The organism is Vibrio penaeicida (assembly GCF_002933855.1).
In the GTDB taxonomy this organism is placed as follows: Bacteria; Pseudomonadota; Gammaproteobacteria; order Enterobacterales; family Vibrionaceae; genus Vibrio; species Vibrio penaeicida_A.
The window spans coordinates 22,621-45,434 of record NZ_BFAQ01000035.1; the positions used below are offsets into that span (position 1 = coordinate 22,621).

The following is a 22,814-nucleotide window of genomic DNA, read 5'->3' on the forward strand; positions in this document are numbered from 1 at the left end:
TTAGAAAGAAGCTTGTAAATTGAATTGCGCAGTACGTCAGAAAAACGGCAAAATAGACTTAAGCTATATGGCTGCTTAAAGATCCACGTATATTTGAGGTGTGTAAGTTTGCAAAAAGAGTCTAAGAGAGAGCGTACGAGAAATCACATATTGTCGTGTGCGTGGACATTGTTCGAGGAGTGCTCGTACACGGCGACAACCACACGTCAAATATCAGAAAGGGCGGGAGTGGCAAATGGCACTGTTTTCTCCCATTTCCCAACAAAATATGATTTGTTGACCGCGGGCATACAAGAAAGAGTAGCTTGCGTTTTGAAAGAAGCATCAGCTACCGACAAAAAATCTGAACCTTCAGAAAGGCTGCTTCATTATGCTCGCTATTTATATCGCTACTACTTGGATAACCGCGAATTCGCTATAGAAATTTTTAGAGAATTGATTTGGCAACCAGAGCGTATCGAAGCGCAAATTGTTGAGTTTCAGGAGCGCCTCTATTCAAAGCAGCCTGAATTTGATGTTCTAAAATCGAGTGTGCTGATGGATTTATACTTTATGGTATTGATAAAAGGGTTAAATGATTCTTCCAGTACAGCTGATAGCATGATAAAAACGCTGGAAAGAAAAGTTGCCTTAGTGGCGAGTTAAATTCAAAGAGAATGAAAATGAAAGCAGAAGTAAAGTGGATTGATGGATTCAAATTTCTAGGCACATCGAACTCAGGGCATTCACTTGTGATGGACGGCAGCGCTGGCGAACACGCCCCAAGCCCGATGGAGGTTGTGTTAATGGCGTCGGGCGGATGCAGTTCTGTCGACGTGGTTGACGGGTTAAAGTCTGAAAATCAAAAAATTACAGACTGTGTTGCTGAAATTACCTCTGAAAGAAGGGAAAGCGCACCTAAGATCTTTACCGAAATCCACATTCATTTCAAAGTCACGGGATATGAGCTCGATGAATCACTCGTTGCTAAAGTAGTGTCCGATTCCTTGGAGAAGTACTGCTCTGTATGCCTCATGCTTGGTAGCGGAATTGAGATGACACACAGTTTCGAAATTATTCCCGCTTAGTAATAGATTACGATAGCTGCTTGCTTAATAGCCAAGCAGCTACACCTCCCTTATGATTCGGTAAAACATGCAGAAACTTTTGATAGTTGTTCTAGGCAAACGCTTAGTGAATAACCAACTTACTCTTGAGTCCCGCTCTCGGGTTGAAGGCTTGATTGAATTTCTACAATCATTAAATAACGCCAATAAGAAAATCGTGCTTGGTTTCTGTGGAGGGGTAACTCACGGCAATCAGAGTTCGGAAGCCGAAGAGATGCATAAGTACTTTAGATCTGCGTCTTTAGGGGTGAGACTTCCCGTTATTAGCGAGACATTAGTAGAGAACAATTCGACCAGTACGGTCGAGAACATGCAAATGCTCTCTTCTATTTTGAATGAAAGTGGTGTGTTCAAAAGCAATGAAGATGTTCAATTGGTTCTGGTTTCAAACGACTATCATTTGGAGCGTATTTTCGAAATACAAGAATTGATAGATGAACAAGGTTTACTCCGTGAACTGCAAAAACGTTGTTTAGTTGAAGGAATAACATTAAGTGTTCCTTACTGTATCAGTAAGCATGTTGCTGTTCGCTATCCATATACTCAGGGTCATATCAATGGAAATGCAAAACTCTTTTTGCAAGTTGAACGATTAACCACTTATCGTGTTTTTCTGGAAGGTGTGGATGCAAATAGTATTGTAAGACCACTAAAGGAAGTGCAAAAGGCTCCTTTAAGTATTGCACTTAGCGCGTTAGAACAAGCTCGTTCATTAGCCACACATGGAAACCAAGTAATCGTACTTCCCGTATTAGATTTAATCGAACAAGCGATTATAGAGACAGAAAAGTCTCTTGCTCCTAACATTGTTCGAGAGGTGTTAGGGATCTTAGACGTAAATTTGAATATGCTAAATAGAATGCTTGATCCAGAGCTAGTTTACGACAAGCGTTGGTGGAAACGTTAGCCCTAAACAATATATAAAAACAGCTTATTACCTATTTTTGCGGAAGTATTCCCACTCTTCAATTCTTGTCTCATCTTCGATTTCACAGCTGCCATTTTGTCCGTCTTTTGTGTCGACAATGTACATCGGACTAACATCTTTTCGCAGTGCATCGACGCGAGGTTTGCCATCGATAAGGCAGTACCTTTGTCATGATTATCATTTTTTTAACGCACCCGGTTAACAGGGATCCAGAGCATGAAGCAAAAATCAGAGTGTTCTTATACCCAAGTAACCTCGCCCTTGGGAGCCCATATTCTGCCTCACTTCCTCGTCAAAGAACTTGGAAAGGACTCGTCATTCCACTGCGTTCTTTTCCTTGAATTGAAACAGAATATGAGACTCTGAACCCTGTACCTTGAGGTCACTTGGGTATAAACATGTTTGACCCCTAAAAATCTGATAATAAATGGTAATTTCTTAGAAATGTAATCTCAGTAGCGGAAAAAACAGGGGAAGGGGTCTATATTAACAGTGATATTTAGTTTCAAAGTCGATAAACGCTTGCTGATTCCGGCTGGAAGTAAAGTCAAAGATGTTTGATATCGCTTTCAGCAAGCTCTACATCAGTTTGCCGTCTCTTTGAAGTAGGTATTATGTCAAATTAATGAAAGTTTGGCGTAGGCATGTGTTCAATAACAGGCAAGGAAAGCAATAATGTCTGAGAAAAAATTTCGGCTTGTAACCCGTAGTGACTTTGATGGATTGGTGTGTGCAGTGCTTTTGAAGAAGTTGGATTTAATTGACGAAATTAAATTCGTACACCCTAAAGACATGCAAGACGGGATTGTGGAAATATCAAGTAACGATATCGTAACTAACTTGCCTTATGTTCATAATGCACATTTGGTGTTTGATCACCATTTGTCGGAAACCATCAGAAATACTGGTGATAGACCAAACCATATTATTGATCCAAATGCGCCATCTGCCGCGCGCGTAGTTTGGGAGCATTATGGTGGTGAAAAGGTATTCCCTGCATCATGGAATGACATGATGGTTGCCGTTGACAAAGGTGATTCCGCGCAATTCACGCGCGATGAAGTGATTGATGCTCAAGGGTGGAATTTGCTCAATTTCTTAATGGATGCGCGTACTGGTCTTGGTCGGTTCCGTGAGTTTAGGATCTCAAACTACAACTTAATGATGGATCTGATCGATTATTGCAAGAATCACACAATCGAAGAGATACTTGCTTTGCCTGATGTGAGTGAGCGTATTGATCTCTATCGTGAGCACAATGTTAAGTTTCAAGAGCAGATCCAGCGATGCGCTACGGTTCACGAGAATTTGATTTTGCTCGATCTCACCAATGAAGATGTGATTTTCGCAGGAAACCGATTCCTCATTTATGCCTTGTATCCACAGTGTAATATTTCAATTCATAAAATGTGGGGCTTCCAGAAGCAGAACATCGTTTTTGCTACAGGAAAATCTATCTTCGATCGCGGCTCTAAAACGAACGTTGGCGAGTTGATGCTTAAGTATGGTGGTGGTGGGCACCAAGCGGCGGGTACATGCCAGATCGCGGTTAATAGTGCTGAATCTGTCGAGAAAGAGCTTATTGCAACCATCAATGCTGATGGCTAGCTCTTCGAATATCCAGTAAAACTCGATAACCAAAAACCAAAAAAGCTTTGCGTATGGCAAAGCTTTTCTTTTTATTCTGCCACCGTTACACTCCGCGCTGAAGTCAATTAACCAGCGATAATATGAGACATTTAAGAACAACCTGTCACCCTGATATCGATCATCTCGACGACAAAGTGATATTTAATAGAAATGCAGCGAGAGCCATAGTTTTACGTGGTGAAGATATTCTTATGCTCTATACCGAGAGGTATCACGACTACACCATTCCTGGTGGCGGTTTGGATGAAGGCGAAGACATTATTGCCGGAATGGTCCGAGAACTGGAAGAAGAAACTGGCGCTCAAAACATTCGTAACATCAAACCTTTTGGCATCTATGAAGAGTTTCGACCGTGGCATAAAGAAGATGCAGATGTCGTTCATATGATTTCATACTGTTATACCTGTAGAGTTGATGACCATCTTGGGAAAACAAATTATGAAGACTATGAAATTAAGAATGGGATGAAAGCGGTATGGATGAATATCCACGAAGCCATTGCACACAACGAACGTACAATGGCTGAAAGTGACAAAAAGGGCATGAGCATAGAGCGTGAAACTTATCTATTGCATCTAATCGCCAAGGAACTAATTTAATCCTCTTTTTTAGTTAAATTCTAAGTTATCGAATTAGAATAACTCGTTTGTAGATCGCTATTCTTCTGAGATTTATCCATTCTGACACTCCAAGAAGCCACCTCCCTTACATAATAGTGAGGTGGATTTATTCATTCATTCATGTATTGCAAAAAGCCCATCTCTTTCTATTTATCCAAACCCTTAACACCTGACTTCTATACATGATTTGCTATCAGCTTTTCATAAAGTAACTCAAGGTTAACTAGGTGAATGGGGGCCTGTAAAAAAGATCAGATTTCAGTTGTCTCATATAATAGTGATACTGTATATTTAAACAGTACCTAGTGATTTACTAAGGAATCAGCATGATTGGATCAAAATTCGGCAAAGATAGATTGATTTATCGCCATTTCTACGAGGTCGTTAGCGTGGCGGTAGGCATTTCATTGTTCAGTTATACAATGGTGCTTACAGAAATACTCAACGGCTCATCGCTGAACTTTCTACTTGCTGCTGCATTATTTGCAATTTGGACGGTTATCTTTGCTATTCAGTTTTTGCCTAATCGACGTGTCTTAAGCACTATGGTGTGGTTAGACGATTTCATCTATTTGGTTTGCCGCTCTTTGGTCCTGTCAGTCGCTTTGTACCTATTTACCTTGATCATCACCTTATCACTTACGTTGTATGGCAGTTTCGAATCGAATATAGAGAAACAGATATTACCTTTGTTCATGGCTGCAGGGTTGTTAGTTATTTCTTTACTCGGTATGAAATTAACTTTTCGTAAACCTCGTCTTCATTCCAAAGCAAGATTCGACCATATGTTAAGAGCAATGAAATAGGGATAGCTCTAACTTATACCTAGCAACGAGAACGGGATTGGGTATAAGCTTCCTTTTTTACTAAAAGGTACTGAGCTTCTATGAATCAACTTACCCCTCTCGCATTTCGGTTTCAAAAAAGGGCGGACTTAAAAGATGCTATTGAATCTGTTGTGGTAGAAAACAGCATTCAAGCGGGTTCTATTGCATCGTGTGTTGGAAGCTTATCCAGTTTGCATATACGGTTAGCAGGAGCGCAAGAGTATTTAAAGTTGGAAGAGCCTTTAGAAATAGTCTCTATTATGGGGACGTTAACTTATTCCCACCAACACATACATATTTCTGTTGCCAATCGAAAGGGAGAGGTGATTGGTGGGCATCTGATGTCAGGTTCAATCATTGATACTACTGCAGAACTGATTGTTCATAGTTACAGTAATCTGGTTTTCACACGAGAGCCCGACGAGAACACCGGCTTTACTGAGCTTGTAATAAAAATGAATTAGCCGTAAAGCGGTGTTTAGGGCTATGCTGTTTGTGTAATTTCCAGTTCAAATCGAGTTCAATCCTCGCAAGGGGATACTTTCTCAAACTTTATGATTTTTCCATCGCTATAGAATGACTCAAAGTGTGCAGTTTGAACGACCCTTTGAATGAGTTTTGGAGAAAACAGGGCGAAGCAAATCTGTTTATCTTTTTCTGACCTTACCGAGTAATATTGAAGGCCTTCCCTGCCGGCTAGTTTTAGCTCTCTAGCTAGCTGTTGGCTGGCTCCATAACTATTGGGGTCGTAGATCGGGTTATCTAAGCTTACGGATGTCAGGTCATGTAAGTTTGCGGAAAATAAACACTCTAATCCGCGGCAGGTAATCACATCAAAAGGGCAACTTTCGATATTGTTCATGTAACGAACTTGATGGTAGGAGACTTCTTCTATTGCGGTATCAACTTCTTGAGCACAGTAAAATGCGCCAAATTGGCTGTCATTAAATCTTCCTCCATCACGACCCAAATGCACAAACGGCGCTAGTGCATAGCTGCAACCAGAAATCCCAAAAGGTATGTCGTTTAATGCGACCAAAGATAGATTTCCTACTTCGTTTTGTATTCGGGGGTTGGTTAGCTCCTGAATAGCGTATAAAGCAGCAAATTCATCCTCACTTGCTACGTCATCAAACAAAGTAATTGGTGGGTACTTAGAAGGAATGAGACGATACGCAATTTGGTCCTTGCACGATTTTACGGAATTATTCATTGCCATTGACCGCCTCGAAGAGCATTAATTCGGTGATATACATCGTATAAAGAGCCGAAGTTACCTCCTTCGATAATCTCGATAGGGGAACGACCGTTAAAAAATTGATTGTTGTTTTTACGTGTCATGAATCCATAAACAAGCTCAGGATTCGTGAAAACTGTTCTCAGCACCCCATGAATATTAAGAATAATACTGATCCGCTCTAAAAGATCATTACTTATACTGAGCGAACCCGGGCTCGCTTTGGCTTTAAAAAACTGGCTTTTTTTAAGCCCTAGAATCTGCATCATCTGGTTATTGGTCAAAGACCATTTTTCCAAAATACTCAATGCGGCTTTTAAGCCCGTTGAGCGTACTTCTTTATCTTCTGTAGATAAGCCGTTTGCAAATACAGCGTTAGTCGAATGAACCATAAACCCACCTTGATTCGTCTTAGCTCAACACTTAAACATAGTCCAAAAATATACCATTTCTGTAATAATGTCCAATTATAGACTGATTAATAGGGGGAAGATGTGTTTGTAGCAACAAACCAAAAAATCACTGCATTAAAAGCGTCTCTCTTCAGTGTGAATCGTCTACTCCATTCCCCAAAATGAACTCAAATGACTGGGCATGAATGTTTGAAAAAACGTCAAAATAGAGGCATTCAAATAAAATGCTTTGACTCTGATATTCGATGGTTGGTGTTTTAAAGAAACCTAAACTATCTTTTAAATGTGCGTTTCCTCCATAGCTATTTAGACGGGATAACCGGCCAGATAGAGGTCTCCACTATTATATATTTCGCTCAGCCATAGCATGAATAATTAAAAAAACAAGGCTGATTTTCTAAATTTAAAAACGGTATTGGGTATTTAAATGTGGAATTCTAGAGCAAAGCTACTGGCGACATTTTTTGCAATGTTAATTATAAGTCCTCTGAATTCGATAGCCGAAGAAAAACAGAAAACGGTCGCTATAATTACCGTTGATTTTCAATCAAATACAATGCTCCGGTTCGGTAATTCTTTTTCCTTACGAGCCAAGGAGTATGGTTGGAATGTGATTAAAGCCGAAATTTTTGGAGATTATAGTAAAGCCGATGATTACTTTGACGATTTTGTCGATCGTGACGTAGATGCAATATTTAATGATATGCTCGATCCTAATCTAATTGAATCTGCACTTTTGAAAGCAAAAAATGCAGGTATTCCGGTAATAAATGGAGATGCAGGATTCCACAAGAACGTAGTAACAAATATAACGTCGAATAATTATTTTTTATCAGCTAGGATCACCAAATTTTTGTTTGATAAAATGCTCGTCGATGGCAAAAAGGAATTACTGGCTGTTACTTGGTTAGATCATCACGGTATTAGAAAAAGAACGGACATAATGGAAGCGATATTGGCCGAATATCCTGATATCAAGTTGGTAAAAATGCACCACACGAGCATACCTGGACAAGTTCAGGACTCAAGAAATTTTGTGTCGGATTATCTTAAAAATAATCCTGATTTCGACGGCGCGGTTTGGGCTGCATGGGATGAGCCCGCAGCAGGAGCAACGCAAGCCATATTAAATGCAAAGAAAGGGAACAGCGTATACACCACAGGTATTGATGGAAACAAATGGACATTTGATATGATCAGGCAAAGACCTCCTTTTCTGGCAACAGAATCTCAGAATTTCGAGATGATGGGAAGACAGGTGGCAGATTGCATGAATGACATATTTAACAAGGACAGTGCAACCGAGAAAGTTTATTGTGGTGATGTCGTACCTTATAACTTGTATATACCAACCATTTTGGTAACCCAAGAAAACCTTCCACAGGTTGGCAAATTTCCTTGGAGTGAAACCGGAGAATTCTCCCCAAAATATCTCCAATCCTCATCTTGGCCTACGATTAACAGCAACTGGGGAACAGATACAAATGATGGAGAAACATTGAATGATTACACTCTATCAGCACTAATCACACCATTGCTGTTTGATAAAATGACAAAAAACAGTAAGACAGATTTATTGGTTATTACATCAGACGACAATCTAGCTTCTAGAAGAAGAACAAGGATAATGGATGGTGTGTTAAAAACCTACAGCAATCTTGACCTTATGGGACGAAGCCAAGTTACTATTTCGGAAAAATCGGTACAAGAAGCACAAGCATCAGTAGAAGAATTTTTGAAGAAAAATCCTGATTTTGAAGGGGCAATCTGGTCTTCAGTGGATGTGCTGAATGAAGGCGCTATAAAGGCAATTGCAAACCTAGGAAAAGAAGAACGTATATACACGCTGCTTGATGTTGGAAAATTTTGATATGTATTACGGTTATAACGAGGTGCGTAGGTAAATATACGCATCTATTTCATTTGCATAGTCCCACTAGCTAAGCAGAATATAAAATGATAAAAAATTCCAATTTATTCAACAGCATTCGTAGCAAACTTGGAATCCCTCTTCTAATCGTATTCATTATTATTAGCACCATTTTAGGTGTGTTTAATTATTACCAGTCAGAAAAAGAACTAGAAAGACAAGTTGAAGAGAAAATGGACGCAACTTTAACCCGAATGTCGTTGGGGTTAGGGAAGTTACTCTATAACATTTATAGTGATCAGGTATATCAAATCATTATATCTGAAATGAATGATAAAGAGTTTCATTCAATACTTATTAAAGATTCAACCAACACCTACGTGACACACGGCCAGACTAGAGATGAAAACTGGAACCTAGTCGGTCTAAACGAAGACTTTCAGGACATCAACGAAAACCTCTATTATAGGGAAGAAAATATTCTATTTAATTCAGTGGGTTCAGGTAACTCTGCTGATGATGAAATAATTGGCGTTGCAAAAGTCTATATTACAAAGGATTTCCTAAGAGAGAAATTAACTGAATTAATAATAAATACTATAGTAGAAAGCGTTGTACTATTTACAGTGCTATATACTGCTATTTATATGATTCTTATGATTGTCGTCATTAATCCTTTACAAAATCTTAAAGTATCTTCAGACGAGTTGGCCAAAGGGAATTTATCCTGCGACATAGAAAAGGAAAGAAAGGATGAAATTGGAAGTTTAGCCAATAGCTTTGCGATTATGCGAGATTCGATTCGTAAGAAAATATCCGATTTAAATACCTTAAACACAACGGGAGAAGAACTTTCTGAAATTATTTCGATAGATAACCGTGATCAATCCGAAATTTATATATTAACCATCATTAAAAACGTTCTTATGGATTATCTTCGGCTGGACTCTTGTGAGATTTATCTATGGAATGATGCAAGACAGCAGGCTTACAAAGGTTCTGACGAAGTTCATAGCATTGACGATTTACCATTAAAATCAATCAATCAAAAACAAACAGAATTCGCAGAGAACAATTCGGATCTGAGATGCTGCATACCCATGATTCATGAACAGAAAGTCATCGCCGTCTTCGATACTAGAGGCAAGGTTGGAAGTGTGCAGCGTCAGTATGTCGGAAATGAATTTGTTTCGACACTTTTTAGAATGGGGACTACTGCGATTTTGAGAATGACAATGCTGGCCGATATCAAACGGTTAAACCAAGATTTGGAAATGCGTGTAAAAGAACGCACTGAAGAACTTTCGGTGGCACAGTTGCAGTCTGAAGAAGCCCGCAAAAAGGCAGAAAGTTCCAAAGACGAAGCAGAACGGGCTAATCAGGCGAAAAGTCAGTTCTTATCAAACATGTCACATGAGTTGAGAACACCACTAAACGCAGTGCTGGGCTTTTCTGAAATGCTAAAGTCGCAGATGCACGACACTAAAAGCATTGGCTATTTAACAGCAATTAGCAGTGCAGGTAACACTTTGCTTGCCTTGATCAATTCAGTTCTCGATCTTGCTAAAATTGAATCGGGCAAGATGGAACTGGAGTATAACCCCACTTCGCTCAAGCAGCTCTTAAATGAGTTACACAGTTTTTTCTACAAGCAGGCTAGTGAGCGAGATATCCTTTTTGAAATCCAATCCAATGATGAATTAGAAGCTTGTGTATTACTGGACACATTAAAACTTAAACAAGTATTGATAAACCTTTGTAGCAATGCCGTTAAATTTACACGCGATGGAAGTGTCAAAGTTAGCATAAGGACAACGCCCTCAAGTGTTGATGGAAGGGTCGATATCTTCATCGATGTTATCGATACAGGGAAGGGAATTCCAAAATCACAGCAGCAGCGTATATTTCATGCCTTTGAACAAATTTCAGGTCAAAAAAGTTCTGAATACGGTGGCACAGGTCTTGGGCTAGCCATTACTTTAGAAATTGTCCATTTAATGGGTGGGGAAATCAATGTCGTGAGTGAAGGTGAAAATATGGGCTCACGTTTTAGCATTATGATACCCGGCGTTGAGAAATGTGATACACAACTGCCTGACATTATTAATGAAAGCCCTCAAGTTTCCTTCGAAAAAATCGAATTTGAACCAGCCAAAATTATGATCGTCGATGATATACCATACAACAGAAGCCTTATATCGAGTTACTTGTCCGATTGGTCTTTCGACATAATGGAAGCCGAAAATGGGAAAGACGCACTAGAAAAAATACATGGTTTCAAACCAGACTTAATTCTTACAGATTTAAAAATGCCTGTTATCGATGGGCAAGAGCTATGCGTTAAACTCAGAGAAGATTTGGGACCTAATTGCATGCCGTTAGTTATGGTTACAGCCTCCGCAATGGTCGACGAACAACAAGAATTACTCAAAGTATGTAACGACCTACTGACTAAACCTTTGGCAAAGCAAACACTAATCAAAAGTTTGATTAACTATTTAGAACATTCAGTTATTGAAACGAATTCAAATTATGATGAAGTAAAAGATGAAGCAGAATCGCAAGAAATTAATTTAAAATCACTATCTCCAGAGCAAAACAACTCACTAATTGAGCTTATAGAGATGGGAGACACGAAAAGTGCGAAAAAGTTATGCGAAGAAATGCCAGTCGAGTTAAGTAGTGAGTCTCAATGGATAATAGAAATGTTAGAAGATTTTGAGTTAGCAAATCTATTGTTGAAATTAAAGGCTAAAGATAAATGATTAGATGGAGGTGCTTTATTAGCAATGATTTTAAATGTTATAGAGCACTAGGAGTTGTAGTTAATGAATTAAAGTATATAAGCGTTCGCGTGTTGTATATGCACTAAAAGTGGAGGAAGTTAAGATGAAGGACATTATGATAGTAGACGATACGCCTGCTAACCTAAAGCTCCTAGAATCAATTTTAACTGGCGAAGGCTATAACATTAGAGTGGCTATAAATGGTGAAATGGCCATAAAAAGCATTGCTAATAATGTTCCAGATCTGGTTTTAATGGATATTAACATGCCAGGAATTAGTGGGATTGAAGCGTGTAGACAGTTAAAATCGGATCCTGAATTATGTGATGTGCCTGTTGTCTTCATTAGTGCCAATTCGGATACCAATTCAATTGAAGAAGCATTCGCTGCGGGAGGGCATGACTATATAACTAAGCCATTTAGAGCTAAGGAAGTTCTCATTCGCGTTAAAAGCGTACTATCAATACTAGAAGCACAAAAAGAAAAATACCGAGCACAACTTTTTTCAACCATGATTAATATCATAATGGGAGTTGCGCATGAAATGAATACTCCTATAGGAGTATGCGTTACCTCAAGCAGCCATCTTCTAGATCAAACAAACAGAATGAACGCTAAATTAGAATCAAGTAGCCTCACACGAGATGATATTATAGGATGGATAGAACAAGATAAAAACATTTCACATTTAGTGACTACAAACCTTAATAAGTTAAATCAACTAATAACTGCTTTTAAAACACTACCAGTACATGATCTACCCGACATAGAAAAAATAAATCTACAAGATCTTATGATTGATATTACTAAATCAAAAGAGGAGGAATTTGCGAAAAATAATGTCACGTTGAATCTAGGTTGTAACGATATTTTTGTATCAATAAAGAAGAATCTAATTATTAAGCTATTCGACAAGTTAATTGGAAACTCTCTCGATCATGCATTCGTAGAGGATGAAAATAAGGCGATTGATATTAACATAGAAAAAAATAATAAGGAAATTGCTATTACATATCAAGATAATGGTGTCGGTATGGAGTTTAATGACTTAGAAAAGATTTTTGACCCATTCTTCACAACCAAAAGAATCGATAAACACTTAGGATTTAGTGCGACGATTATTTATATGACTGTAATATGGGGGTTGGAAGGAAGTATTCAAGTTAAATCCGATGAAGGATTAAAATATAACATAAGAATACCGGTTAACTAATATTAAACATACAATAATTAAACCATTCAAAACTAAGTACCAACTCATCCTATATCCAGTCTATTTACTAACCACTATATAAAGCCAAATGGAGAATGACATTCTCGATAGAGATACGTCTGGTAAAGCGTTAGTCTCACCTAATTTACGCTTGATAACACTGAAGACTGAATAGCGATTAAACCTCGGTGCAGCATGTTACCGCGTAAGTGAAGGGGACGTATCTGGCTTAGCAACTTTCTATGATTAAAAATATAAAAAGGGCGCTGTGTAAACAGCGCCCTTCTTTCAATTTGGCGGAGAGATAGGGATTTGAACCCTAGATACGCTATTAACGTATGCCGGTTTTCAAGACCGGTGCTTTCAACCACTCAGCCATCTCTCCGTTGCGGAGCAGATATTATGTAAATGCCCGATTCTTGTAAAGTAATAAATTAGGTTTTTAAAACGTTTGATTGGATTTTGAACAATGTGAAGGCTTAGTACTCATTGACGTTGTATTGGATTGATAAAAGAGGGTAATAAATAGCAAAACATCGGAAATACATTCAATTTCACTTGTGATTGCAAGAGATAATAAAATAATGTTTTATTACTTATCACTATGTTTTTTAAAGATATATGGTGTTTCAGACAACACCTGTTCGCCCGAAAGTATTTGCCACTTTTGCTAATCTCATTCAAAATTACCATTAAGAACTCTTATGAGAGTTGTTGTGTAGTAAGGTAAAATATGAAAGTTGTTGATATTCTCAAACACAAAAGTGAGTCACTTGCTAGAAAGCATCATTTCGAGTTTCGTGAATTGATGTCTCCGATGCTGCGTGAGTACTGGAGTGATATTGTTAATAGAGCGCACGCGCAACATCTTTTTCCATGGGTTAAAGATCACAGTACACCTGCAGTTAATGAAGAGTCTCCACAAGCACACAAACCGCTTATTTCGATGTCGGAAGAGGCGGAGAAGCTGTATCTCGAATTGCAGAATCAATTAAATGAAGAGATTCATGTTGGTGATTGGGCAACGATCGACCAAGAGCGTATTAATGCGTTTGGCTTAGTCACAGAAGACATGCAGTGGATACATACCGATCCAGAACGTGCTTCTCAAGAGTCACCGTTCAAAACACCAATTGCACACGGCTTTCTTACATTGTCGATGCTCTCTAAGCTTACTGACAGTGTTGACCCCGAGAACCCGCAGTTCCCTTCAGCAAAAATGACGGTAAACATCGGGCTGAATCATGTTCGTTTTCCGTATCCAGTGAAAGCTGGAAATCGCATTCGTGCCAGAAGTAAGCTACTTAAAGTCACTCCAGTTTCTAAAGGCATAGAAATTGAACGTGAAATCATAGTAGAAATTGAAGGTATTCGCCGACCAGGGTGTGTCGTTGTGTCGGTAATTAGATTAGTAATATAGTCGTTAGTTACCGTATAAAGGCTGCCAGTTGGCAGCCTTTTTTATATTTTGAGATGCTATTTATTAATCGGAAGAATGAATTCCGGTGTACCCGTAGTCTTCAATAAATGTTTGCCCTTTTTCTGACAAAACATACTTTATGAATAACTTTCCTTGCTCAGTAATCGCGTCTTTTTGATGAAACAATAGAAATGGACGAGACAGTTCGTACTTATTGTTTGCGATGTTTTTACTTGTTGGTGTCACACTCTCAAAAGATATGGCCTTTATAGAACGGTCAACAGAACCTAGAGAGATAAAACCAATCGCTTGAGGGTTGTGATTCACAATGGTTTTCACCATGCTATTACTGTTTACGACTAAGTTCTCTGCGTTGATATTGGAAACTAAGCGGTTATTGACGACTTTAGTTAACCCAAGCAAGCTTTCAAAACTGTAACGAGTACCCGAAGAGGATTCTCTCGTAACTACAGCGATAGTGCGATCTTCGCCTCCGACTTGTTGCCAGTTATTCACTTTCCCTAAATAAATATCCGTCAGTTGCTTGCGCGATAAATTTTTTATGGAGTTAGCGCGGTTAACAACGACCGCCAACCCGTCGAATGCGATGGGGTAGACGGCGAACGACTCTTCAAACTCTGCGTCAGTTAAATAACGCGAGCTCATTCCAATTTCAGCTACGCCTTTCTTTACCAAAGTTATTCCAGCCGTTGAACCTATTCCTTGAATAGCAACGAAAGAGTCAGGATGCTCTGAATTATATTTTTCGGCAAGCACATCCATGATGCGACTCATAGATGTTGAACCTGTAACATTGATTTCTTTGGCATGTACAGAAAAAACGAACAACGAAAGTAAAGCGGCTAACGCAGCGCGAAACATAGATTACTCCTTATTGTGGGTATTATTTCGAGCCATCATATGTCGTAACAATGACATTTTTGTGAATATGCTTTGTACAAATAGCATTGGTATAACTTTACTGATATATGATTCACTTAAGTCTTCTTTTACTAAGAGAGCCTAGACCTAAAAGAGCAGATATAGAACCAGCATTGTATGAGTAATTGATGAAAATATTCGCTCAATAAAGGATAAAACTGAGAAGTAGGTTTATAGTTATTGTGGGGTAAAGGAAGGAGGGCAGATCCATGTTGGTATGTGATATAGACCGCCAACGCCTCGATAAGTTGGCAAGTAAACTGTGCGAACACAGAAACCAAGGCTTGCCCATTGAGCATGGAAAAGCACATTTTGAGGTTTTAGAATCGGGAGTGTTATTCACTAAATCCTTTTTTAAATTGGATTCAGGGCACCCTGACTATTCAAAAGATGTAGCAAAAGTAGAATTCGACCCAGATGAACACACTTGGCAGTTATACGTCAATAAGCGTCAGAAGGAATCTTTGTCGAAAGTGTGGCACCCACATCCGGTGGTGCCACGAAGTAGAGATTTGTCACAAGTGTTTTCGGTGATCGAATCAGACCAAGAAAATTGTATTTGGTACTGATTCGTCATTTAAAGCCAATTGGTAAGTTTATCTCATTTCAATACGCCGCTTTGAGAGCTAGGCTCACATAGTGGCGTGTCTAAGCTCCTCACGGTTCCAGTTAATGCGAGAGCGGAATTCTTTAGGCGTCATCCCTTGAATACTCTTAAACGCAGTACTGAAGTGCGCAGCGCTTTTAAAGCCACTTTGGAAAGCAATTTCACAAATAGACTCATGAGAAGCGCGTAGTTGGTTCGCTGCGTAGTTTATACGCTTTTCCTTTAGTAGGTGCGAGAACGACAACTCTTCTGCTGACAAACGTCGCTTAAGCGTCGCTGGAGACATACCTAACGTGCGTGAAACACTTTCGAGCGAGATCTCGCTTCGAATATTTTTCTCTATATGCTGAATAACTCGCTGGCTAACTTTTAGTTCAAATGAGTTGTGAATCAAGCGTCTAAGGCTTGGGTTCACTTTCAACATTTCGCTCACAAGTGCTCTAGCAAGAAACTCTGCCGTTTCGTTTGGTCCTTTAGCCTCTTCTAGAATACCGATCAGCAAATCCTGGATGGATTGGGCGACGACATCATCTGAATCGAATTTAACAAAGGAATTCTCTTGCTTACCAAAGACGTAATCTTCAGTACCAGCCTTGATGCTTTGTAAGATAGACGTATCCAAATGGATAGCCGTTGCATTTATTGCGTTATTCTCAAGATCTGTTTTTACATCAGTCAGCAGTGAGATATCCAATAAAGTAAATTCTCCACTGCTTAACTTTCCAATAACGCCATCGGGAAATTTGAATGAAGCGCTGCCTTCAATCACCATAAAAATGACTGGATTGGCGGCGTGATATCTATCACGATCTCGTTGTTGGAAATTGCTGAACTTTTGTAGGGTTACATTCGCCATAGCACTTCTCTGTTTTTGTTTCTTCCGTAACTTAATTATTTCTATTGAGTTTTTGAAATCAAGGAAAGTTGAGCTGAATTATGACTGATGCCAATTAATGAGACAACTAGAAGTTTGTTAACGTAAGTAATTGATAAGGCGTTGCTTTAACTGAAATACGCATTTTATTTAATGAAAACAAAAAGAGCTCTCCTTTCTTAGAGAGCTCTTAAGTGATTATTTTTTATATAAACTTTGAGAAGTGTTTACTTTGTTCCAAAAACTTTAGTTGGTTTCGCGACAAGGTTACGATTTTCAAGGTTGACATCGATCAAGATAATTTCAAGCACATCACCTAGTTGCCACTCAACAGACTTATCGATGATGACCTGACCGAGTTCACTGTTGCATTCAATGCGTTCTTTATTATCCAAAATTTGTGAGCTCGGTATAAAAGCAGACGCTCCATTTTCCAAAATTCGGATACGTACACCTGCTCTGTTTACGTCGAAAATCTCACCTTGGAAACAGGTTTTGTTCTTAGGTGCATCTATTAATGTACGCGCATATAGCCAATCACTTACATTGCGTTCAGCAATTTTATGATGCTTGCGATGAAGCGCCAATTCTTCACCAACTTGATCATCTGGCTTTTGAACCGGCTCTTTATCGAGGATGAGTGCTTTAAGCATACGGTGGTTAATCATATCTCCGTATTTACGAATAGGCGATGTCCACGTTGCATAAATATCCAAGCCCATAGCGTAGTGAGCCTCTGGTTGGTTACCAATTTCACTGTATGCTTGGTATTTTCGGATACGATTATCTAAATACGACGTATCTTGCTCGCTCAACCAACGACGAATTTTGCTGAATCCATCTAGAGATTTGGCTTGTTCAACGGAAAACGGCTCAGCGTTGTCGGTGTTGATTAACTCTAACGCTTCAGCCAATTTATCTTCTTTGAAACCTGCGTGAGTGTTGAATACGCCTGTACCAAAACCTTCTTTAAGCGCTTTACCCGCACAGATGTTTGCGGTAATCATAGATTCTTCAACTAGGCGATTTGCCGTACGGCGCGAATCAGCATGTATTGCGACAACATCGTTGTCTTCACTCAATTCGAAGCGATAGTCTGGGCGATCAGGAAAGACGACAGCATGTTTTTCGCGCCAATCTGCGCGTGCTACTGCAAACTCATGCAAGTCTTTCACTACATTTGAAATAGTGTCGCTAGGCTTCCAGTTGTCTGAAGAACCTGTTTCTAACCAATCTGAAACATGGTCGTAGACTAAACGTGCATGAGATTTGATGTTCGCTGCGAAGAATCGAATATCGTCGCCTATAACGCCATCTTTACTGACTGTGACAGAGCAGCATAGGGCAGGGCGGTTTTCGTCTTCCAAGAGAGAACAAAGTTGATCGGCTAAATCACGTGGCAGCATTGGAATATTTCTGCCTGGTAAGTAAATCGTGAATCCACGGTCTCTAGCGACTTTATCCATTTCATCATCTGGTGTGATGTAGGCTGTTGGGTCGGCTATTGCAATGGTGAGCTCAAAACTACCATTGTCGTTTTTCTTAGCATATAACGCGTCGTCCATATCTTTCGTCGATTCACCATCAATCGTAACGAAAGGAACGTCCGTCATATCGACGCGTTTAAGATCAGCGTCGTCTTTAAGTTCCCAGTTCTCAATGCCAGCCGGCTCGCTGTTAGGTAAGTCGTTTTCAGCGAGCGTTACCCACCAAGGTGCAATCTTGTCGTTCGCGTCGGTGATTTTTTTGGAAATTTCTGCAAAGAAACCATTTTCACCTGTAAGGGGATGACGTGTCAGATGAGCAACAACCCAATCTCCTTCACTTAAGCTTTCTGGGTTTACCCCTTTCTTGGCTTTTGCTTTTAATGAGAACTTTTTAAGTTGGGGGGGGTCTGGGATCACGTTTAAGCGACCCTTGAACATTTTAATTCTGCCAATAAAGCGGGTCAAAGACTGCTCGATTAGTTTATCTGGTTCTGCAACTTCTTTTTCATTCTCTGTTCGAATGATGGCTTCAACTTTATCACCATGCATACACTTTTTCATGTAAGGAGGTGGGATAAAGAAAGAAGTCTTACTGTCTACTTCTAAAAATCCAAAGCCTTTGTCTGTTGCTTTAATAGTCCCTTCTTTAGTTGGAAGGTTTTCTTTTATTTGCTGCTTTAATTGAGCTAGTAACGGGTTATCTTGAAACATCTTTATTGGTCGCTGTTAATTATCCGCTTAACTATATAGTCTGAATTTCTCCAATGCTAGATAAAGTCGAAATTTTCCCCTTATTTAGTGGGGTTGAAAGCTTTATAAAGTAGGGGAGCGAAGATGCAAAAGTGTGCAACATGTCCATTTGATGACCCAAAAAAGAGGAAAACAATGAAAAATGTGATGAATTTCAATTTTTTCTGGTATTTCTTGTGCTTTTCAGGCAGAATCCGTCTCCCTTAATGATGTCCCTAGCGGCTTGATGCGTTTTATTACTTATCCGCATCTGAACGGAGTCAGTATACCTTCTGGATTGGTATTGGAATTGGTAGAGCACGTGGGACCGTTTGTTTTTGTTTTAATATAGTGGGATCCCAATGCAAGATTCTGTAATTCAGTTTAGTGAATTAGCACTTAACGACGCCATTCTTTCAGCACTTGAAGGTATGGGGTTTGTTTCTCCAACTCCAATTCAAGCAGCAGCTATTCCTCATCTTCTTGAAGGAAAAGATGCTCTAGGTAAAGCGCAGACAGGTACGGGTAAAACTGCAGCTTTCTCTCTTCCTCTTCTTAATAAGCTTGATTTAAACCAGCGTAAGCCACAGGCAATTGTTCTTGCCCCAACTCGTGAGCTTGCTATTCAGGTAGCGGCTGAAATTAAGAACCTAGGTCAAAACATCAAAGGGCTTAAAGTTCTTGAGATTTACGGTGGTGCATCTATCGTTGATCAGATGCGTTCACTTAAGTCAGGTTCGCACATTGTTGTCGGTACTCCTGGTCGAGTTCAAGACTTGATCAATCGTGACCGTCTACACCTAGACGAAGTCCACACATTCGTTCTTGATGAAGCTGACGAAATGTTAAACATGGGTTTTGTTGACGATGTTACTTGGATCATGGAGCAAGCTCCAGAAACTGCGCAGCGCGTACTGTTTTCTGCAACTATGCCTCCGATGCTTAAAAACATCGTAGAGCGATTCCTTCGTAATCCTGAGCACATTGATGTTGCAGGTAAGAACCACACCGTTGATAAAGTAGAACAACAATTCTGGGTTGTTAAAGGTGTTGAAAAAGACGAAGCAATGTCTCGTCTTCTTGAAACCGAAGAAACTGATGCTTCTATTGTCTTTGTTCGTACTCGTCAAGATACCGAGCGCTTAGCTGATTGGTTATCTGCACGTGGCTTTAAAGCGGCCGCTCTGCACGGTGATATTCCTCAGTCTCAGCGTGAACGTACTGTTGATCACATCAAACAAGGTGTTATCGATATCCTAGTTGCTACAGACGTTGTTGCGCGTGGTCTTGATGTTCCGCGTATCACTCACGTATTTAACTACGATATCCCATTCGATGTAGAGTCATACATCCACCGTATCGGTCGTACTGGTCGTGCTGGACGTAAAGGTAAAGCGATCCTTCTTGTTCGCACAAACCAAATCCGTATGCTTCGCACTATTGAGCGAGTGACTAAGTCATCTATGGAAGAAATCCAACTTCCTATTCGTGACAAAGTAGCGGAAGCGCGTTTGGTTAAACTTGGTAATGAACTTGCTGCTGAAAAAGAGCATAAAGCATTAGACAAGTTTGGTGACTTGATTGAGAAACTACAAGAGTCTCTAGAAATCGATGCTGCAACATTGGCGGCGATTCTTCTTAAACGCCAACAGGGCAAACGCCCATTGTTCTACATTGGTGAAGATCCAATGATTGAAGCGATTGAGCGCGATAAGAAACGTCGTAAAGAGCGCCGTGAAGGTGGTCGCGATGGTGCACGTGGTTACGGTAATAACAACCAAGACTGGGATACTTACCAGCTTCAGGTTGGCCGTGAACAAGGCGTACAGGTTAAAGATATCGTTGGTGCTTTAGCAAACGAGCTAGGTTTGACTAAAGGTTCTATCGGTGCAATCAAACTTGCGCAAGGTCATACATTCGTACAGCTGCCTAAAGCAATGACTTCTGAAGTCGCTGGTAAACTACGTAAATTGCGTATTCGCCAGAAAGAAGTTGGTGCTGTAGTGTGTGATTTTGATGATTTCCGCGAATCTCGTGGACGCCGTGAAGGCGGACGTCGCGAAGGTCACCGTGGTAGCGGCGGCTATCGTGGAAACCGTGAAGGCGGTCAAGGTCGCGGAAACCGTGAAGGTGGTCAAAGTCGCGGAAACCGTGAAGGTGGACAAGGTCGTGGAAACCGTGAAGGTGGCGAACGTCGTTTCGATCGTAACCGAGGTGGCGATCACCGTGGAAGCCATCGTGGCGAAAGAGCTCCTCGCACACGCAGTGTAGAAGCGTAAAATTAAAGAAAGCAGGTCCAAGGACCTGCTTTTTTAATATTCAATTAGTGAGTTTTTCAACTTTAATTCTATTGTTCAGCCGTAATTATATTTGTCAGTATATATTCTTATAGTACCTTTGTTCCAGCTTCATCCTTGTTAACAATATCTTCGTCTTTTAACGCATCCTCTATCCATTTCTTAGTCGCTTCACAGCCCATAACATGTTCTTGATAAGCCTGAGCCTCCCGCGATAGCTCAATACCGTATGTTTTGAATCTAAGTGCAACTGGTGCGTACATAATGTCTGCAATACTCCAACGTCCAAATAACCAACCTCCATTACTTCCAAACTGCCTAAACTGTTCAGACCAAATCTGATCAATTCTGGCTATGTCAGCCTCGGCTTCTTGCGAAAGGTTAATACGTCTTCTCGCTCGAATATTCATTGGCATTTCATTTCTTAATGCCATAAAACCTGAATGCATTTCTGATGCGAGCGATCTTGCTTTCGCTTTTTGTGCTGTGTCCTCAGGCCAAGCTGTACCTGACATATAAGAATCATTGATGTATTCACAGATAGCGAGAGAATCCCAAACCGTAAGGTCGCCATCAACTAAGGTTGGTACTTTTTGTGCGGGGCTGAATTTTTTTATCTCTGTATAGAATTCCGGCGTATCAAGTTGGATCAGATTCTCTTCAAATTTAACCTCTGATTTATATAGCATTAACCACGCTCGTAACGACCAGCTTGAGTAATTTTTATTTCCAATAACTAACAGCATTCGCATTTCCTTGTGGATGAAGTTCATTTAAAGTTAATGAAAAGTAGTGAACGAAACTAATGAGTAGTTTTTATAGATTGTATTCGAATTATGAATGGGTAATTTGAGTATCACTCATACGAGAATATGTGCAGAGTCATACTAAATAGGAATAGATATGGATATTGAGGCACTCCGAAGTTTTTTGGCGTTTGTCGATACCGGTAGTTTTACAAGAGCGGCAAAACAAACATTCAAAACCCAATCTGCAATCAGTATGCAAATGAAAAAGCTTGAAAGTGAGCTTGAGAAGCCTCTGTTTGTTAAAGAAGGGAGGAACTTGGCGTTAACAGGTGATGGTCAAAGGTTAGCTTTGTATGCGAGAAATCTTATCCAGTTACATGACGAAACGGTCAGTGAAATAAAAAACCAGCAAACTCGAACCGTAATCCGTTTGGGGTGCCCAGACGATTATGCAGACTCCATTTTGCCGAACCTAGTGAGTTTACTGCATGAGGAGTTTGATAGCTTAGACCTGCAAATCACTTGTGCCCCGAGTAATCGAGTACGGATCATGCTTGATAGTGGACGGCTCGATGTCGGTATTGTGACTCGCCTACCAAGCAGTGAGGAAGGGTATTTACTCTCCAATGACAGTGGAGTCTGGATTATTGGAGACGATAAAACGTTATTGGAACAAAAACCTTTACCATTGGCACTATTCCAAAAAGATTGTAAGTTTTATCACGCGGCGACGGAAGGGCTTATCAAACTCGATATCCCGTTCCAAATTATATCCAGTTGTGGAAGTGCAGTTGCACAACGAAGTATGGTCAAAAGGGGACTAGCGTTAGGGGCGATGGCTTCTAAAAGTATGGGAGAAGGGGTTAATAAGTTAGAATTATCTTGGTTACCCAAGTTGCCTAATATCAATATTGTTCTGGTTACATCATCTATTGCGAGAAACAAATTTCCACAAGACCTTGCTAGGCGATTGAGTGACAAATATCAGACTGAATTTACCGAGTCATAAAGGAAAGGGAGCGAATGCTCCCTCTTAGATAGAATAGTTGGCAATACAAA

21 protein-coding genes and 1 tRNA gene are annotated in these 22,814 nt (G+C 39.9%); 14 read left to right on the forward strand and 8 right to left on the reverse strand.

The window, feature by feature from the left end; genetic code table 11:
• The first annotated feature begins 150 nt into the window (after nt 1-150).
• The 3 genes from VPNCDNU1_RS20650 (at nt 151) to VPNCDNU1_RS20660 (ending at nt 2,013) form a co-directional block, all read left to right on the forward strand.
• Entirely contained in the window at nt 151-645 is a 495-nt protein-coding gene (locus VPNCDNU1_RS20650) for a TetR/AcrR family transcriptional regulator (protein WP_272897580.1), read from the forward strand.
• A gap of 17 nt (nt 646-662) precedes the next feature.
• The gene (locus VPNCDNU1_RS20655; RefSeq protein WP_104402084.1) at nt 663-1,067 is read left to right on the forward strand and encodes an OsmC family protein; all 405 of its coding nucleotides are present in this window, start codon (nt 663-665) and stop codon (nt 1,065-1,067) included.
• 67 nt (nt 1,068-1,134) lie between these two features.
• Nucleotides 1,135-2,013, forward strand: coding sequence for a YdcF family protein (locus tag VPNCDNU1_RS20660; RefSeq protein WP_104402085.1), 879 nt, complete (start codon nt 1,135-1,137; stop codon nt 2,011-2,013).
• A 27-nt stretch (nt 2,014-2,040) separates the two neighbouring features.
• On the opposite strand, the gene VPNCDNU1_RS29340 is transcribed toward VPNCDNU1_RS20660, so the two are convergent.
• Entirely contained in the window at nt 2,041-2,139 is a 99-nt protein-coding gene (locus tag VPNCDNU1_RS29340; RefSeq protein WP_110962036.1) for a DUF333 domain-containing protein, read from the reverse strand.
• 570 nt (nt 2,140-2,709) lie between these two features.
• Between VPNCDNU1_RS29340 and VPNCDNU1_RS20665 the strand changes: the two genes are divergently transcribed.
• The 4 genes from VPNCDNU1_RS20665 (at nt 2,710) to VPNCDNU1_RS20680 (ending at nt 5,595) form a co-directional block, all read left to right on the forward strand.
• Nucleotides 2,710-3,642 (forward strand): exopolyphosphatase, encoded by a 933-nt coding sequence (locus VPNCDNU1_RS20665; protein WP_104402086.1) that lies wholly within the window; start codon nt 2,710-2,712, stop codon nt 3,640-3,642.
• 122 nt (nt 3,643-3,764) lie between these two features.
• The gene (locus tag VPNCDNU1_RS20670) at nt 3,765-4,283 is read left to right on the forward strand and encodes an NUDIX hydrolase (protein ID WP_104402087.1); all 519 of its coding nucleotides are present in this window, start codon (nt 3,765-3,767) and stop codon (nt 4,281-4,283) included.
• Nucleotides 4,284-4,630: 347 nt separating this feature from the next.
• Complete coding sequence (locus VPNCDNU1_RS20675) at nt 4,631-5,110, forward strand: hypothetical protein (protein ID WP_104402088.1); 480 nt, start codon at nt 4,631-4,633, stop codon at nt 5,108-5,110.
• Nucleotides 5,111-5,190: 80 nt separating this feature from the next.
• Nucleotides 5,191-5,595 (forward strand): PPC domain-containing DNA-binding protein, encoded by a 405-nt coding sequence (locus VPNCDNU1_RS20680; RefSeq protein WP_104402089.1) that lies wholly within the window; start codon nt 5,191-5,193, stop codon nt 5,593-5,595.
• Between the two features lie 56 nt (nt 5,596-5,651).
• Here VPNCDNU1_RS20680 and VPNCDNU1_RS20685 read toward each other — a convergent pair whose 3' ends face one another.
• Entirely contained in the window at nt 5,652-6,344 is a 693-nt protein-coding gene (locus VPNCDNU1_RS20685) for an RES family NAD+ phosphorylase (RefSeq protein ID WP_201797144.1), read from the reverse strand.
• On the reverse strand, nt 6,341-6,760 hold the full coding sequence (locus tag VPNCDNU1_RS20690) for an MbcA/ParS/Xre antitoxin family protein (RefSeq protein ID WP_104402091.1): 420 nt from the start codon (nt 6,758-6,760) through the stop codon (nt 6,341-6,343). The genes VPNCDNU1_RS20685 and VPNCDNU1_RS20690 overlap by 4 nt, the downstream gene beginning before the upstream one ends.
• A gap of 448 nt (nt 6,761-7,208) precedes the next feature.
• Between VPNCDNU1_RS20690 and VPNCDNU1_RS20695 the strand changes: the two genes are divergently transcribed.
• The 3 genes from VPNCDNU1_RS20695 (at nt 7,209) to VPNCDNU1_RS20705 (ending at nt 12,650) form a co-directional block, all read left to right on the forward strand.
• Nucleotides 7,209-8,651, forward strand: coding sequence for a substrate-binding domain-containing protein (locus tag VPNCDNU1_RS20695; protein WP_104402092.1), 1,443 nt, complete (start codon nt 7,209-7,211; stop codon nt 8,649-8,651).
• 86 nt (nt 8,652-8,737) lie between these two features.
• Nucleotides 8,738-11,416 carry an ATP-binding protein gene (locus VPNCDNU1_RS20700; protein ID WP_104402093.1) on the forward strand — a complete coding sequence of 893 codons (2,679 nt, stop codon included), beginning with the start codon at nt 8,738-8,740 and terminating at the stop codon, nt 11,414-11,416.
• Nucleotides 11,417-11,540: 124 nt separating this feature from the next.
• Nucleotides 11,541-12,650: an ATP-binding response regulator gene (locus VPNCDNU1_RS20705; RefSeq protein WP_104402094.1), complete on the forward strand. Its 1,110-nt coding sequence runs from the start codon at nt 11,541-11,543 to the stop codon at nt 12,648-12,650.
• A 294-nt stretch (nt 12,651-12,944) separates the two neighbouring features.
• Here VPNCDNU1_RS20705 and VPNCDNU1_RS20710 read toward each other — a convergent pair.
• Nucleotides 12,945-13,035 (reverse strand) — tRNA-Ser (locus VPNCDNU1_RS20710).
• Nucleotides 13,036-13,383: 348 nt separating this feature from the next.
• On the opposite strand from VPNCDNU1_RS20710, the gene VPNCDNU1_RS20715 reads away from it, so the two are divergent.
• Nucleotides 13,384-14,070 carry a MaoC family dehydratase gene (locus VPNCDNU1_RS20715; RefSeq protein WP_104402095.1) on the forward strand — a complete coding sequence of 229 codons (687 nt, stop codon included), beginning with the start codon at nt 13,384-13,386 and terminating at the stop codon, nt 14,068-14,070.
• 63 nt (nt 14,071-14,133) lie between these two features.
• On the opposite strand, the gene VPNCDNU1_RS20720 is transcribed toward VPNCDNU1_RS20715, so the two are convergent.
• On the reverse strand, nt 14,134-14,952 hold the full coding sequence (locus VPNCDNU1_RS20720) for a phosphate ABC transporter substrate-binding protein (RefSeq protein WP_104402096.1): 819 nt from the start codon (nt 14,950-14,952) through the stop codon (nt 14,134-14,136).
• 269 nt (nt 14,953-15,221) lie between these two features.
• Between VPNCDNU1_RS20720 and VPNCDNU1_RS20725 the strand changes: the two genes are divergently transcribed.
• Nucleotides 15,222-15,581, forward strand: a complete 360-nt coding sequence (locus tag VPNCDNU1_RS20725) for a DUF3024 domain-containing protein (protein WP_104402097.1) — start codon at nt 15,222-15,224, stop codon at nt 15,579-15,581.
• Between the two features lie 63 nt (nt 15,582-15,644).
• Here the strand turns inward: VPNCDNU1_RS20725 and VPNCDNU1_RS20730 are convergent, their stop codons facing one another.
• Together VPNCDNU1_RS20730 and rnb are read right to left on the reverse strand one after the other, a co-directional pair.
• Entirely contained in the window at nt 15,645-16,475 is an 831-nt protein-coding gene (locus tag VPNCDNU1_RS20730; RefSeq protein WP_104402098.1) for an AraC family transcriptional regulator, read from the reverse strand.
• A gap of 245 nt (nt 16,476-16,720) precedes the next feature.
• Entirely contained in the window at nt 16,721-18,691 is a 1,971-nt protein-coding gene (gene rnb, locus VPNCDNU1_RS20735) for an exoribonuclease II (RefSeq protein WP_104402099.1), read from the reverse strand.
• A 380-nt stretch (nt 18,692-19,071) separates the two neighbouring features.
• On the opposite strand from rnb, the gene VPNCDNU1_RS20740 reads away from it, so the two are divergent.
• Nucleotides 19,072-20,988, forward strand: a complete 1,917-nt coding sequence (locus VPNCDNU1_RS20740; protein ID WP_104402100.1) for a DEAD/DEAH box helicase — start codon at nt 19,072-19,074, stop codon at nt 20,986-20,988.
• 107 nt (nt 20,989-21,095) lie between these two features.
• On the opposite strand, the gene VPNCDNU1_RS20745 is transcribed toward VPNCDNU1_RS20740, so the two are convergent.
• Entirely contained in the window at nt 21,096-21,752 is a 657-nt protein-coding gene (locus tag VPNCDNU1_RS20745) for a glutathione S-transferase family protein (protein WP_104402101.1), read from the reverse strand.
• A gap of 157 nt (nt 21,753-21,909) precedes the next feature.
• Between VPNCDNU1_RS20745 and VPNCDNU1_RS20750 the strand changes: the two genes are divergently transcribed.
• On the forward strand, nt 21,910-22,764 hold the full coding sequence (locus tag VPNCDNU1_RS20750; protein WP_104402102.1) for a LysR family transcriptional regulator: 855 nt from the start codon (nt 21,910-21,912) through the stop codon (nt 22,762-22,764).
• Nucleotides 22,765-22,814: the final 50 nt, after the last annotated feature.

Excerpts from the sequence above, each read along its gene's own strand:
- VPNCDNU1_RS20725 (WP_104402097.1), top strand. The coding sequence starts at position 15,222 with ATGTTGGTATGTGATATAGACCGCCAACGCCTCGATAAGTTGGCAAGT.
- VPNCDNU1_RS20670 (WP_104402087.1), top strand. The coding sequence starts at position 3,765 with ATGAGACATTTAAGAACAACCTGTCACCCTGATATCGATCATCTCGAC.
- VPNCDNU1_RS20745 (WP_104402101.1), bottom strand. The coding sequence starts at position 21,752 with ATGCTGTTAGTTATTGGAAATAAAAATTACTCAAGCTGGTCGTTACGA.
- VPNCDNU1_RS29340 (WP_110962036.1), bottom strand. The coding sequence starts at position 2,139 with ATGTACATTGTCGACACAAAAGACGGACAAAATGGCAGCTGTGAAATC.
- VPNCDNU1_RS20705 (WP_104402094.1), top strand. The coding sequence starts at position 11,541 with ATGAAGGACATTATGATAGTAGACGATACGCCTGCTAACCTAAAGCTC.
- VPNCDNU1_RS20715 (WP_104402095.1), top strand. The coding sequence starts at position 13,384 with ATGAAAGTTGTTGATATTCTCAAACACAAAAGTGAGTCACTTGCTAGA.
- VPNCDNU1_RS20700 (WP_104402093.1), top strand. The coding sequence starts at position 8,738 with ATGATAAAAAATTCCAATTTATTCAACAGCATTCGTAGCAAACTTGGA.
- VPNCDNU1_RS20680 (WP_104402089.1), top strand. The coding sequence starts at position 5,191 with ATGAATCAACTTACCCCTCTCGCATTTCGGTTTCAAAAAAGGGCGGAC.
- VPNCDNU1_RS20675 (WP_104402088.1), top strand. The coding sequence starts at position 4,631 with ATGATTGGATCAAAATTCGGCAAAGATAGATTGATTTATCGCCATTTC.
- VPNCDNU1_RS20690 (WP_104402091.1), bottom strand. The coding sequence starts at position 6,760 with ATGGTTCATTCGACTAACGCTGTATTTGCAAACGGCTTATCTACAGAA.
- rnb (WP_104402099.1), bottom strand. The coding sequence starts at position 18,691 with ATGTTTCAAGATAACCCGTTACTAGCTCAATTAAAGCAGCAAATAAAA.
- VPNCDNU1_RS20730 (WP_104402098.1), bottom strand. The coding sequence starts at position 16,475 with ATGGCGAATGTAACCCTACAAAAGTTCAGCAATTTCCAACAACGAGAT.
- VPNCDNU1_RS20655 (WP_104402084.1), top strand. The coding sequence starts at position 663 with ATGAAAGCAGAAGTAAAGTGGATTGATGGATTCAAATTTCTAGGCACA.
- VPNCDNU1_RS20665 (WP_104402086.1), top strand. The coding sequence starts at position 2,710 with ATGTCTGAGAAAAAATTTCGGCTTGTAACCCGTAGTGACTTTGATGGA.
- VPNCDNU1_RS20685 (WP_201797144.1), bottom strand. The coding sequence starts at position 6,344 with ATGAATAATTCCGTAAAATCGTGCAAGGACCAAATTGCGTATCGTCTC.
- VPNCDNU1_RS20750 (WP_104402102.1), top strand. The coding sequence starts at position 21,910 with ATGGATATTGAGGCACTCCGAAGTTTTTTGGCGTTTGTCGATACCGGT.
- VPNCDNU1_RS20720 (WP_104402096.1), bottom strand. The coding sequence starts at position 14,952 with ATGTTTCGCGCTGCGTTAGCCGCTTTACTTTCGTTGTTCGTTTTTTCT.
- VPNCDNU1_RS20740 (WP_104402100.1), top strand. The coding sequence starts at position 19,072 with ATGCAAGATTCTGTAATTCAGTTTAGTGAATTAGCACTTAACGACGCC.
- VPNCDNU1_RS20660 (WP_104402085.1), top strand. The coding sequence starts at position 1,135 with ATGCAGAAACTTTTGATAGTTGTTCTAGGCAAACGCTTAGTGAATAAC.
- VPNCDNU1_RS20695 (WP_104402092.1), top strand. The coding sequence starts at position 7,209 with ATGTGGAATTCTAGAGCAAAGCTACTGGCGACATTTTTTGCAATGTTA.